General features: G+C 68.4%; 11 protein-coding genes. 7 read left to right on the top strand and 4 right to left on the bottom strand.

What is annotated here, in order from left to right:
* The first annotated feature begins 70 nt into the window (after positions 1–70).
* Positions 71–1,741 carry an MHYT domain-containing protein gene (locus tag P0Y52_15115; protein WEK57848.1) on the top strand — a complete coding sequence of 557 codons (1,671 nt, stop codon included), beginning with the start codon at positions 71–73 and terminating at the stop codon, positions 1,739–1,741.
* Positions 1,742–1,743: 2 nt separating this feature from the next.
* Here P0Y52_15115 and P0Y52_15110 read toward each other — a convergent pair whose 3' ends face one another.
* Both P0Y52_15110 and P0Y52_15105 read right to left on the bottom strand, forming a co-directional pair.
* Entirely contained in the window at positions 1,744–2,676 is a 933-nt protein-coding gene (locus tag P0Y52_15110; GenBank protein WEK57847.1) for a Gfo/Idh/MocA family oxidoreductase, read from the bottom strand.
* Positions 2,677–2,681: 5 nt separating this feature from the next.
* Positions 2,682–3,842: a DegT/DnrJ/EryC1/StrS aminotransferase family protein gene (locus P0Y52_15105; GenBank protein WEK57846.1), complete on the bottom strand. Its 1,161-nt coding sequence runs from the start codon at positions 3,840–3,842 to the stop codon at positions 2,682–2,684.
* 200 nt (positions 3,843–4,042) lie between these two features.
* Here P0Y52_15105 and P0Y52_15100 point away from each other — a divergent pair, with 200 nt between their 5' ends.
* The 3 genes from P0Y52_15100 to P0Y52_15090 all read left to right on the top strand — a co-directional run bounded on the left by P0Y52_15100 (position 4,043) and on the right by P0Y52_15090 (position 6,588).
* Entirely contained in the window at positions 4,043–5,149 is a 1,107-nt protein-coding gene (locus P0Y52_15100; protein ID WEK57845.1) for an AGE family epimerase/isomerase, read from the top strand.
* Positions 5,146–5,652: an HAD family hydrolase gene (locus P0Y52_15095; GenBank protein WEK57844.1), complete on the top strand. Its 507-nt coding sequence runs from the start codon at positions 5,146–5,148 to the stop codon at positions 5,650–5,652. The genes P0Y52_15100 and P0Y52_15095 overlap by 4 nt, the downstream gene beginning before the upstream one ends.
* Before the next feature lie 66 nt (positions 5,653–5,718).
* Positions 5,719–6,588, top strand: coding sequence for an alpha/beta hydrolase (locus tag P0Y52_15090; GenBank protein ID WEK57843.1), 870 nt, complete (start codon positions 5,719–5,721; stop codon positions 6,586–6,588).
* 180 nt (positions 6,589–6,768) lie between these two features.
* Here P0Y52_15090 and P0Y52_15085 read toward each other — a convergent pair whose 3' ends face one another.
* A complete protein-coding gene (locus P0Y52_15085) occupies positions 6,769–6,993 on the bottom strand; it encodes an alkylphosphonate utilization protein (protein ID WEK57842.1) in 225 nt (74 codons plus the stop codon).
* 47 nt (positions 6,994–7,040) lie between these two features.
* Positions 7,041–9,083, bottom strand: a complete 2,043-nt coding sequence (locus P0Y52_15080) for an NAD(+) synthase (GenBank protein ID WEK57841.1) — start codon at positions 9,081–9,083, stop codon at positions 7,041–7,043.
* A 193-nt stretch (positions 9,084–9,276) separates the two neighbouring features.
* Here P0Y52_15080 and ftsY point away from each other — a divergent pair, with 193 nt between their 5' ends.
* The 3 genes from ftsY to P0Y52_15065 all read left to right on the top strand — a co-directional run bounded on the left by ftsY (position 9,277) and on the right by P0Y52_15065 (position 11,779).
* Positions 9,277–10,212, top strand: coding sequence for a signal recognition particle-docking protein FtsY (ftsY, locus tag P0Y52_15075; protein ID WEK57840.1), 936 nt, complete (start codon positions 9,277–9,279; stop codon positions 10,210–10,212).
* 5 nt (positions 10,213–10,217) lie between these two features.
* Entirely contained in the window at positions 10,218–10,862 is a 645-nt protein-coding gene (locus P0Y52_15070) for a septation protein IspZ (protein ID WEK57839.1), read from the top strand.
* A 269-nt stretch (positions 10,863–11,131) separates the two neighbouring features.
* Positions 11,132–11,779: a MarR family winged helix-turn-helix transcriptional regulator gene (locus P0Y52_15065; protein ID WEK57838.1), complete on the top strand. Its 648-nt coding sequence runs from the start codon at positions 11,132–11,134 to the stop codon at positions 11,777–11,779.
* Positions 11,780–11,821: the final 42 nt, after the last annotated feature.

The following is an 11,821-nucleotide window of genomic DNA, read 5'->3' as shown; positions in this document are numbered from 1 at the left end:
CAAGCGTCGACGAACGGCGCTCCTGTAAAAATCGGATCACTGCGCGTTTCAGATCGAGGGAGGCTGGAAAGTGCATCTACACCTCATCTCGCCCTTCGGCGCCCTGTCCGTCCTGGTGGCCGTGTTCGCGGCCTGGACAGCCCTGGACCTGTTCCAGCAGGTGCGCGGAAGACAGGGGGCGGCGCGGCTGGCCTGGCTGGCGACGGCGGCGACCGCCATGGGCGGCGGCGTCTGGTCGATGCATTTCATCGCCATGCTGGGCTTCGATCCGGGCGGCCCGGTCCAGTATGACCTGACCCTGACCCTCGTCTCCTTCCTGCTGGCCGTCGCCGGGTCCAGCCTGGCCTTTCTGATCGCGGCCCAAAGCGAGGGCTTGCGCCGTCTTCTGCCGGCCGGCCTCATCATGGGCGCCAGCATCTGCACCATGCACTATGTCGGCATGGCGGCGCTGCGGACCACGGCCGCCTTCGCCTATCGGCCCAGCCTGGTGGCCCTGTCCGCGGTCGTCGCCCTGTCGGCCTCCATCATCGCTCTGGTCGCCGCCGAGCGGGCGCGTTCGACGCGGGTGCGGCTCGCGGCGGCGGTCGTCTTGGGGCTGGCGGTCGTGGGCATGCACTACTTCGCCATGGCGGCCCTGACCCTGACCCCGTTGCAGAGCCCCGCCCCGATCCATCCGGTCGGCGCTCCGCCGCTGATGCTGGCCGTGGGCGTGGCCGCCGTGACCGTCGTCATCCTGTTTCTGGCGCTGGCGGCCTCCATGGTCGGCCAGCGCGACAAGCTGATCGCCATCATTGACGCGGGCGGGGTCGGCTATTGGGAGCTGAGCCTTCCGGGCCAGAGCCTCTGGCTGTCCGGCCGGGCGCGCAAATACCTGGGCTTGGCCCACGGCGAGGCCTTCGGCGCGGCCGACTTCCTGCGCAAGCTCAAGCCTGAAGACCTGCCGCGCCGCGCCGCCACCCTGGCGCGGGCGCTCAGGGGCGGCGAATACAACGCCGAGTATCAGATGCGGGACAGCGGCCGCTGGCTGCAGTTGCGCGGACGACTGATCCGCTCGCGTTCAGGACGACCGATCAAGCTGGCCGGGGTCATCACCGACGTCACCGACCGGCGTCAGGCCTTCGCCGCCCTGGCCACCAGCGAGCATCGCCAGCGCCTGCTGATCAATGAGCTGAACCATAGGGTGAAGAACACCCTGGCCACCATCCAGTCCATCGCCGCCCTGACGGCGCGCCGCTCCAGCAGCGTCGAGGATTTCATGCGGCTGTTCCAGGCCCGGCTGATCGCCCTGTCGGACACCCACAACCTGCTGACCGCCAACGGCTGGGAAAAGGCGCGGCTGCGCGACCTTCTGGTCCAGGAGTTCCGACCCTATGCCGAGGATCGTCTGCGGATGACCGGGCCGGACGTGACCCTGGGCGCCGAGCAGGCCCTGTCGATGGGCCTGATCCTGCACGAACTGGTCACCAACGCCGCCAAATACGGCGCCCTCAGCTGCCCGGACGGCCCCGGCGGCTGGGTGACGGTCGACTGGACGGAGGCCGACGACGAGGGCCTGATCACCCTGGACTGGCGCGAGCACGGCGGTCCGACCGTGGTCGCGCCGACGCGCTCAGGCTTCGGCTCGCGCCTGATCGAGACCAGCATCCGCACCACCCTGGCCGGCGCGGCGACCATGGACTACGCCGACGGCCGCCTGCATTGCCGCCTGAGATTCAGGCCCGGCGCGCCGCCAAAGACCTAGGCCTAATGCTCGCCCAGGCAGCGCAGGGCGACTTCCAGATTGCGCAGACCGTCTTCGCCCGAGACCGCCGCCGTCTCGCCGGTGCGGATGGCGTGGACGAAGGCTTCGTGTTCCTTGCGCAGCGGCTCGGCGGGCCAGGAGTTGAGCATCCGCGTCGAATAGGAGCCGTCCGGCTGCTGGCCGAAATACTCGGTCACCTGGCGGGTGATCAGGTCGGCGACGATGAAGCGGTTCTTGGTGGCGACCTGCAGGGTGCGGGTCTTGTAGGGCGTGACCCAGTTGGTGGTGATGTGGGCGATCACATCATTGGCCATGCGGAACTGCAGCAGGGCCGAGTCTTCGCGCGAGGCATGGGTGTGACCCAGCAGCGACTGGACCTCGACCACTTCGGAGCCTGTCAGGTGGCGGATGATGTCGATGTCGTGCACCGCCAGGTCGATGACCACCCCGACCTCGCCCATGCGCGGCGGGAAGGGGCCGACGCGGGTGATCTGGATGGAGATGATCTCGTCGCCGTCGATGGCGCGCTTGACCGTGTCGACCGCCGGGTTGAAACGTTCGACATGGCCGACCATCAGCACGCGGTTGTTGACCTTGGCCGCGTCGATCATGGCCTGGGCGTCGGCGGTCGTGGCCGCGATCGGCTTTTCGACCAGGACATGGACGCCCGCGTTCAGCAGGGCCACGCCCAGCTCGGCGTGGAAGCGGTTCGGCGTGGCGATGACGGCGGCGTCGAGACCGGCGGCGACAAAGGCCTGGGCCGTCGTCACGGCGGTCGCGCCGTAAGCCTCGGCCACGCCCTCGGCCGTCACAGCGTCGGGATCAAACACGGTCGTCAGCTCGACGTCGCGCAGTTCGGACAGGACGCGGGCATGGTTGCGGCCCATGACGCCGGCGCCGGCGACGCCGACCTTCAGAGGGATGTGCTGGGTCATAGGGTTCAGGCCTTGAAGCTGGCGACGGCGGCGATGATGCGATCCTGCGTCGCCGCGTCCAGGTCCGAATGCATCGGCAGGCTGATGACCCGCTCCATCAGACGCTCAGTCACCGGCAGACCCTGCGGGCCGCGCGGATAGTGGGCGTAGGCCGGCTGGAGGTGCAGCGGGATCGGATAATAGACGGCGGTGGGAATGCCCTCGGCCTTCAGGTGCGCGGCCAGACCGTCGCGGTCCTCGTGCTCGATGGTGTATTGCGCCCAGTTCGAGATGTTGCCCGCCGGCACGTCCGGCACGGCGGCGACGTGGGGACGCAGGCCCTCGTTGTAGCGGGCGGCGGCGGCGTTGCGCCACTCGATCTCCTGGCCGAACACCTTCAGCTTCTCGATCAGGACGGCGGCCTGGATGGTGTCCAGGCGGCTGTTCAGGCCGATGCGCATGTTCAGGTATTTGGGGTCGTGGTCGAAGGTCTTGTCCTTCAGGTCGATCGCCACCGCCTTGCCATGCACGCGGATGGAATCGATCAGCTGGGCCAGGTCGTCGTCATTGGTCAGCACCGCCCCGCCGTCGCCGTAGCAGCCCAGGGGCTTGGCCGGGAAGAAGCTGGTGGTGGTGATGTCGGCCCACTTCAGCGGATGTTCGCCGTTGATCGTGCAACCGAAGCCCTGGGCCGAATCCGAGATCAGCTTCAGGCCATATTTGTCGCAGATGGCCCTGATGGCCGGATAGTCGGCGGGCTGGCCGAACAGGTCGACGGCGATGACCACGCGCGGTTTCAGACGGCCCTCCTTCAGCGTCGCCTCAATGGCCGCCTCCAGATGAGCCGGGCTCATGTTGTAGGTGGCCTCGTCCACGTCGATGAAGACCGGCTCGGCGTCGAACCACGGCACGACCTCGGCGGTGGCCGCGAAGGTGAAGCTGGGGACGAAGACGGCGTCGCCGCGTCCAATGCCCCAGGCCATCAGCGGCAGGGCCAGGGCGTCGGTGCCGTTGGCGCAGCCCAGGGCGTGCCTGGCCTGACCAAAGGCGGCCAGATCGGCCTCGAACTGGCGCACCTGCGGGCCCATGACCCAGGCGCCGCCGACGACGGCTTCCTGAACGGCGGCCTCGATCTTTCCGCCGAGGCGAAGGCGCTGGGCCTGAAGGTCGATGAAGGGAAGGGTCATGAAGGGTCGCTCTCTCGGTGGGGGGCCACGCAGGCGGAACTCGGTTCGGCGCGCGGACGCGAAGGCGGATCAACTATCTTGAGCGCCTCCTACCAAAGCCCGGGGCCGCTAGACAAACCCGCGAGGGTCACTTCGCGTTGCCGGTTGCAACGAAAGCCATGCTTGGCAAAGCCCGCGACCCTGCCTAAGCCCGACAGATCATGACGCTTTCGACGATGCAGAACCGGGTCCGCGACTGGCTGTTCGGCCAGGCCCTGCCGCTGTGGGCGGACGCCGGGATCGACGCCGAGGGCCGCTTTTTCGAAAAGCTGGACTATGACGGCCGCCCGATCACGGGCCGTCCCCGCCGCACGCGGGTGCAGGCGCGGCAGGTCTATGTTTTCACCGAAGCTGCTTCGCTTGGCTGGACCGAGGGCGAGGCTGTCGCCCGTCGCGCGCTCGACGTCCTGATCCGCGACTATCGCCGGGACGACGGCCTGTGGGTCCGCAGCGTCGACGACGCCGGCGCCGTGATCGACTCCACGCCCGACCTCTACGACCTGGCCTTCGTCCTCTTCGCCCTGGCCGCCGCCCATCGCGTGCTGAAGGACGACCGCGCCCGGCCGCTGGCGCTTTCGACCCTGGCCGCCATCGAGGCGCAGATGGGCGACCCGGTCCACGGCGGCTGGCAGGAAGCCCTGCCCCCCGTCCTGCCGCGGCGTCAGAACCCGCACATGCACATGCTGGAGGCCCTGCTGGCCTGGCAGGCGATCGCCCCCGATCCGGCCTTTGAATCGGCGGCGCGGCGCGTGCTGGCGTTGTTCGACCGACGCTTCTTCGACCGCGAACATCTGATGCTGGGCGAGTTCTATGATCGCGACTGGACCGTGCGTCCGGGCTCGGAGGGCCAATGCATCGAGCCGGGCCATCATATGGAATGGGTCTGGCTTCTGGGCGAGGCGGCGCGCCTGGGCCTGCCGAACCTGAGTTCCCCCGCCCGCGCTCTCTACACCAGCGCCCTGACCTGCGGCCTCCGCCCTGACGGCCTGGCCGTGCGCGAGATCAGCCGGATCGGACAGGTCCGCGACGGCGGCGTCCGCCTGTGGGCCCAGACCGAGCTTCTGCGCACCCTGAAGACGCGCGGCGAACCCGTCAGGGCGGACCATGTGACCCAACGTCTGTTCGAGACCCACCTGGCCACCGCCACGCCCGGCCTGTGGATCGACAATTTCGACGCCGAGGGCGTAGCTGAAGACTCCGACGTGCCGGCCTCCAGCCTCTATCACCTGATGACCGCCTTCTCGGCCTTGCTGACGGACCCCGCATGAGCCGCCCGGCTGCTTTTCTCGACCGTGACGGCGTCCTGATCGTCGACAGCGGCTATCCGCATCGCCCCGATCAACTGGTCCTGATCCCCGGCGCCGCCGAGGCGGTGAAACGGCTCAATGACGCCGGCTACGTCACCGTCATCGTCACCAACCAGTCGGGCGTGGCGCGCGGGATGTTCAGCGAAGCGGTCATGCACGGCTTCAACGCCCTGCTGGTCGAGCGCCTGGCCGAGGCCGGCGCCCGCATCGACGCGGTCTACGCCTGCCCCTTCCACGCCGAGGCCGTGGACGACCGCTACCGCCACCCCGACCACCCCGACCGCAAGCCCAATCCGGGCATGTTGCTCAAGGCCGTCGTCGAGCACGACCTCGACCCGGCGCGCTCGCTGATGATCGGCGATCAGCCTTCGGACATGGAGGCGGCGCGACGCGCGGGCGTGGCGGGCTATCGCTTCCAGGGCGGCGACCTCGATCAATTCGTGTCCGAGATCCTCTCGGCCTGATCGCAATTCTGCATCTGGTGAATTAGGTTGACGTCAACGCTGGAGACACAGCCGGAGAAACGCCTGATGACCTATGCCGACCGCCGCTGGACCTCGCCCGATGGCCTGAGCCTCTACGCTCGCGACTACGCCCCCGCCGACGGCCCGGCGCGGCTGCCGGTCATCGCCATCCACGGCCTGACCCGCAACAGCGCCGACTTCGAGGTCATCGCCGCCCTGATCGCCCAGAGCGGCCGTCGCGTTCTGGCGGTGGACGTGCGCGGACGCGGGCGGTCCGACCGCGCGCCCGACCCCATGACCTATACGCCCGACGTCTATGCCAAGGATGTCGTGGCCCTGATGGAACAGCTCGGCATCGAGAAGGCCGTCTTCCTCGGCACCTCCATGGGCGGGCTGATCACCATGGCCCTGACCGCGATCAAGCCCAAGGCCATCGCCGCCGCCATGCTCAACGATGTAGGGCCGGAACTGGCGCCCGAGGGCCTGGCCCGCATCGCCGCCTATACGGGCCAGCCCGTCGTCATCGAGACCTGGGACGACGCCGCCGCCTATGCCCGGCGCATCAACGAAACCGCCCTGCCCCACTATGCCGAGGCCGACTGGATGGCCTTCGCGCGCCGCACCTTCCGCGAGGGGACCGAAGGCGCCCCGGTGCTGGACTACGACCCCGACATTTCGGCGCCGATCAAGGCGGCGGGCGCCAAGGCCCTGATCCCCAACCTCTGGCCGTATTTCCGGGCGCTGGCCCGCAAAAAGCCGTCCCTGCTGCTGCGCGGCGCGACGTCAGACCTGCTCAGCCCCGCCATCGTCGCCAAGATGAGGAAGGCCGCGCCCGCCATGGCCTACGCCGAGGTTCCCGGCGTCGGCCACGCGCCCATGCTGGACGAGGCCGAGGCGCGCGCGGCCATCTTCGAGTTTCTGGCGGGGGTGAGTTAACCCCTCCCGCCGTCATTCCGGGGCGGCGAAGCCGAACCCGGAACCCAGACGGTTGAGGCAAGCCGGGGCAGACGTGTTTTGATCTCCACCGTCTGGCCCCCGGACAGCCCTGCGGGCTTCCGGGGTGACGGCTTGGGAGCAAGGGGCCTCAAGTCGCGCGAAGCGCGATAGGCCCCAGAATTAGGCCTTCTTCACAAACTCCGTCCGCAGCACCAGGCCGCGCACCTTGTCGACATTGGCTTCGATCTCGTCGGGGTCGCCGGTCAGGCGGATGTTCTTGACCATGGTCCCGCGCTTCAGCGTCACGCCGCCCGAGCCCTTGACCTTCAGGTCCTTGATCAGGGTCACGCTGTCGCCGTCGGCCAGGATGTTGCCGTTGGAGTCCTTGGTCACGTCGTCGGTCATGGTCTTTTCCTCGTCATCCCGGCCGAAAGCCGAGGCGACGGTCCTACTCAATCCGGAACATTGTTGTCGAGTTCATCGAGCCAGACGCGCGCCGAGGAATCCGACGGCGCCCGCCAGTCGCCGCGCGGGGACAGGGAGCCGCCCGTCACCACCTTGGGCCCGTTCGGCACGGCGGAGCGCTTGAACTGGCTGGTCTGGAAGAAGCGGATCAGGAACTTCCTCAGCCAGGCCTTGATGGTCGCCAGGTCATAGGCGACCCGCTCCGCCTCGGGCAGACCGGCGGGCCAGGCGCCCGTCGTCGCGTCGCTCCAGGCCTGATGGGCGAGGAAGGCGACCTTGGACGGCTTCAGGCCGAACCGGCTGATGTAGAAGAGGAAGAAATCGTTCAGCGCATAGGGGCCGACGATGCTCTGCGTCGACTGGATCGCCCCGTCCGCGCCCGCCGGCACCAGCTCGGGCGAGATCTCGGTGGCGAGAATGGCGAGCAGCGTCGGGGTCGCCGCCTCGCCCACCAGCTCACGCTCGGCCACCCAGCGGATCAGGTGCTGGATCAGGGTCTTCGCCACCCCGCCGTTGACGTTGTAGTGGCTCATGTGGTCGCCGACGCCATAGGTGCACCAGCCCAGGGCCAGCTCCGACAGGTCGCCGGTGCCCAGCACGAAGCCATGGTTCTGATTGGCCAGTCGGAACAGGTAGTCGGTGCGCAGCCCCGCCTGCACGTTCTCGAAGGTGATGTCGTGGACCGGCTGACCGTCGGCGAAGGCATGGCCGATGTCGCGCAGCATCTGTTCGGCGGCGGGGCGGATGTCGATCTCGGCCCCCGTCACGCCCAGGGCCTGCATCAGCTTCCAGGCGTTGGACTTGGTGCCCTCCGAGGTCGCAAACCCCGGCAGGGTGAAGGCCAGAATCCCCGTGCGCGGCAGCGTCAGCCGGTCAAAGGCGCGACAGGCCACCAGCAGGGCCTGGGTCGAATCCAGCCCCCCCGAGACGCCAATGACCAGGGTCCTGGACCCCGTCGCCGTCATCCGCCGCATCAGGCCCTGGACCTGGATGTTGAAGGCCTCGAAGCAGTCCTGATCAAGACGCGCGGCGTCGTCGGGCACGAAGGGGAAGCGGTCCAGCGGACGGATCAGGGCGTCGCCCGGACCGTCTCCCGCCTCGAACGGAACCACGGTCGCGGCCTCGCCTTCCAGACGGGCGCAGTCGGCGAAGGTGCCGTTGCGCAGACGGTCCAGACCGATCCGGTCCACGTCCACGTCGGCCACCGTCAGATGGCTCTCCAGCGCGAACCGCTCGCCTTCGGCCAGCCGCGAGCCCAGCTCATGGATGGTCGCCTGACCGTCCCAGGCCAGATCGGTCGTGCTTTCGCCCCAGCCCGAGGCGGCGAAGACGTAGGCCGACAGGGTGCGCGCCGACTGGCTGGCGCACAGCAGGGCCCGCTCGTCCGCCTTGCCGATGACGATGTTGGAGGCCGACAGGTTGCACAGGATACGCGCCCCCGCGAGCGCCGCCCGCGTCGAGGGCGGTTGCGGCGCCCAGAAGTCCTCGCAGATCTCGACCGCGAAGACGAAGCCCGGCCGGTTCGTCGCCTCGAACACCAGACCCGGCGCGAAGTCGACGCTCGTACCGTTCAGGACCACCGCGTCCTCGGAGCGGCTGGCGGCCGGGGCGAACCAGCGCTTTTCGTAATACTCGCGGTAGTTGGGCAGGTAGGTCTTGGGGACTACGCCCAACACCTCGCCGCCGCCCAGGACCACGGCGCAGTTGAACAGGGCGTCGCCGTTGCGGACCGGCGCGCCGATCACGGCGATGACGCCCGCCGCGTCCGCGACCGCGGCCAGTTCGGCGATGCGGCGCTCGACCTCCTCCAGCAGGGCCGCCTGCATCAGCAGGTCGTCGATAGCGTAGGCGCTCAGCGACAGTTCGGGGAAGACCAGCAGGTCCACGCCTTCAGCGCCCGCCTGACGGATCAGCCGCTCATGTTCCTCGGCGTTGGCCGCCGGGTCGGCGACATGAACCACCGGGGTCGCGGCGGCGACGCGCACGAAGCCGTGGGCGCGCGGGGCGTGGAAGGAACTGTTCGAGGCCATCAATCCATCCGCTCATCCCGGCGGACGCCGGGATCCAGTGAGAGCCGCGAGGCGCGGCGCCCGATCTCTAAGACCGTTCGATCAATATAGGGTTGCGACCCGAAGCCAAAGCACTGGCTCCCCGCCTCCGTGGGGATGAGGGGGCCGTTGGAAGTTCGTGACCTGCGAACCGGCGTCGGCTAAGGCTCGCAGCATGAGCGATACGCCCAAAAAAGGCTGGTTCCAGCGACTGAGCGCGGGTCTGTCCCGCTCCTCCCAACAGATGACCGAACAGGTCGTCTCGACCTTCGTGAAGGAGCCTCTGTCCGAAGAGGCGCTGGAGCGGCTGGAAGAGCACCTGATCGAGAGCGACCTGGGCCCCGCCGCCTCGGCCCGCATCGTCGAGCGCTTCCGGGCGCTGCGTTTCGGCAAGTCGTCCAACGAGCGCGAAGTCAAGGAGGCCCTGGCCGAGGCCGTGGCCGCCGAACTGCTGCCGCGTCAGGCGACCTTTGATCCCCTGTCGGGACCCAAGCCCTATGTCGTCCTGTTCGTGGGCGTGAACGGCTCGGGCAAGACCACGACGCTCGGCAAGATCGCCTCGGACCTGACGGCCAAGGGCGCCAGGGTCATGATCGTCGCCGGCGACACCTTCCGCGCCGCCGCCCGCGAACAGCTGAAGGTCTGGGCCGAGCGCGCCGGAGCCGATTTCGAAAGCCGCCGCGACGGCGCCGACGCCGCCGGTCTGGCCTTCGACGCCTATGCCAAGGCCAAGGCCGAGGGCTACGACGTGGTCCTGATCGACACCGCGGGGCGGTTGCAGAACAAGTCCGCCCTGATGGACGAACTGCTCAAGATCGTCCGCGTGCTGAAAAAGGTCGATGCGGACGCCCCGCACGAGACCCTGCTGGTGCTGGACGCCACCGTGGGCCGCAACGCCCTGGAACAGGAAAAGGTCTTCGGCCGCACCGCCTACGTATCTGGTGTCGTGATGACCAAGCTGGACGGCACAGCGCGCGGCGGGGTCCTGGTCCCCGTGGCCCAGGCCTCGGACGCCCCGATCAAGCTGATCGGCGTCGGCGAAGGCGTCGACGACCTGCAACCCTTCGACGCGCGCGCGTTTTCCCGATCACTGGTCGGGCTTGAGGACTGAAGCGTATGAGTGAAGCCGTCGAAACCAAGCGTCCGCAGTGGATCCGTCAGGCCGTCGATTTCGGCGCCCTGATCGCCTTCATGGCCGCCTATTTCATCACCCGCGACATGATCAAGGCCACCTGGGTCCTGGTCATCGCCTCGATGATCGCACTGGCCGTCGGCTTCATTCTGGAGCGCCGCCTGGCCCCCATGCCCCTGATCACCGGCGGCTTCGCCCTGGTCTTCGGCGCCCTGACCATCCTCACCGACGACGACCTGTTCGTGAAGCTGAAGCTGACGGTGCAGAACGGGCTGCTGGCCGCCGTCCTGCTGGGGTCGATCCCGCTGAACAAGTCGCCGTTCAAGGCCCTGCTCGGCTCGGCCATCCAGGTCACGGATGCCGCCTGGCGCAAGCTGACCTTCCGCTACGGCGTCTATTTCCTCTGCGTCGCCATCGCCAACGAGGTGTTCCGCAGCCCCGAGGCCGTCACCGCCATCTGGTCGGCGCTGAACCTCGGGACCCCCGACCCCAACGGCGTCTGGACCGGCTTCCGCGGCGTCCTGTGGATCGCCGCCTCCATCTTCGGCCTGTGCCAGGTGCCGCTGATCATGAAGAACATGATCAAGGACGAAGAGCCCGGCCCCATCTCGCCCGACACCGGGCTCTGACACCCCGTCATCCCGGCCAAGCCCGCAAGGGCGCCGAGCCGGGACCGCCAGAGGCGCAACCTTGGCCTGAGCATGGCGTTCCTCTGCGGTCCCGGATAGCGGCTACGCCGTTTCCGGGATGACGAAGCCCCACGGCCTCAAGTAGCCCGCAAGGGCGGTAGGCCAACATAAATGTCTTCAAACCGTCAGGGTTTCCGTCGTCAAAGCGTAAAGCGCGGCTGTTAGCTGTCGCGCCATGTCCGGCGATACCGGAATGGGGATCGAAGACGATGGTCAAGTCAGGCAAGCAGGCGAAGATCAAGGGCGGGCTGGCGGACTCGCCCAGCCACCTGATGCACCGGGTGTTGCAGCTGTCGCTCGACATCTACGCCGAGGAGGCCGGACCTGACGGCCTGACCCAACGCCAGTTCGCGGTGCTGGAAGCGGTCTCGGTCCGCTCCGGCCTGACCCAGACCGATCTGGTCAAGGCCACCGGCATCGACCGCTCGACCCTGGCCGATCTGGTCGCCCGCATGACCGCCAAGGGCCTGCTGGAGCGCGAACGCTCGGCGCTGGACGCCCGCGCCAAGGCCGTGCGCCTGTCCGAGGCCGGTCAGGCTGCGCTCGACGCCGCCCGCCCCCGCGTCGCCGCCGCCGACAAACGCATCCTGGCCCTGCTGCCCAAGGCCCGGCGCGAGGGCTTCCTCGACCTGCTGACCAGCCTGACCGACGCCGCCGACGCCGCCCCGGAACAGGCTCGCGCCGAGGCCAAGATCGCCAGGAAGGCCGCCAAGGAAGCGCGCAAGGCCGAAAAGGCCGCGAAGAAGGCTCTGGACGGCGTCCGGCCGAAAAAGAAGAAGAAGGGCGTTGAAGTCGTCGCCGAAACGGGCGCCGTCGAAGCGGTGATCATTCCGCTGAAAGACGTGGCGAAGGCCTAACCCCCTCGTCACCCTCGGGCGTGTCCCGAGGGCCCATCGTTC

The organism is Candidatus Brevundimonas phytovorans (genome assembly GCA_029203145.1).
Taxonomy (GTDB): domain Bacteria; phylum Pseudomonadota; class Alphaproteobacteria; order Caulobacterales; family Caulobacteraceae; genus Brevundimonas; species Brevundimonas phytovorans.
This window is presented reverse-complemented; position numbering and strand designations above follow the sequence as displayed.

What these genes read in the sequence shown, in the direction of transcription:
- P0Y52_15100 (WEK57845.1), top strand. Translation starts at nt 4,043, where the DNA reads ATGACGCTTTCGACGATGCAGAACCGGGTCCGCGACTGGCTGTTCGGC.
- P0Y52_15090 (WEK57843.1), top strand. Translation starts at nt 5,719, where the DNA reads ATGACCTATGCCGACCGCCGCTGGACCTCGCCCGATGGCCTGAGCCTC.
- P0Y52_15110 (WEK57847.1), bottom strand. Translation starts at nt 2,676, where the DNA reads ATGACCCAGCACATCCCTCTGAAGGTCGGCGTCGCCGGCGCCGGCGTC.
- P0Y52_15095 (WEK57844.1), top strand. Translation starts at nt 5,146, where the DNA reads ATGAGCCGCCCGGCTGCTTTTCTCGACCGTGACGGCGTCCTGATCGTC.
- P0Y52_15080 (WEK57841.1), bottom strand. Translation starts at nt 9,083, where the DNA reads ATGGCCTCGAACAGTTCCTTCCACGCCCCGCGCGCCCACGGCTTCGTG.
- P0Y52_15065 (WEK57838.1), top strand. Translation starts at nt 11,132, where the DNA reads ATGGTCAAGTCAGGCAAGCAGGCGAAGATCAAGGGCGGGCTGGCGGAC.
- P0Y52_15070 (WEK57839.1), top strand. Translation starts at nt 10,218, where the DNA reads ATGAGTGAAGCCGTCGAAACCAAGCGTCCGCAGTGGATCCGTCAGGCC.
- P0Y52_15105 (WEK57846.1), bottom strand. Translation starts at nt 3,842, where the DNA reads ATGACCCTTCCCTTCATCGACCTTCAGGCCCAGCGCCTTCGCCTCGGC.
- P0Y52_15085 (WEK57842.1), bottom strand. Translation starts at nt 6,993, where the DNA reads ATGACCGACGACGTGACCAAGGACTCCAACGGCAACATCCTGGCCGAC.
- ftsY (WEK57840.1), top strand. Translation starts at nt 9,277, where the DNA reads ATGAGCGATACGCCCAAAAAAGGCTGGTTCCAGCGACTGAGCGCGGGT.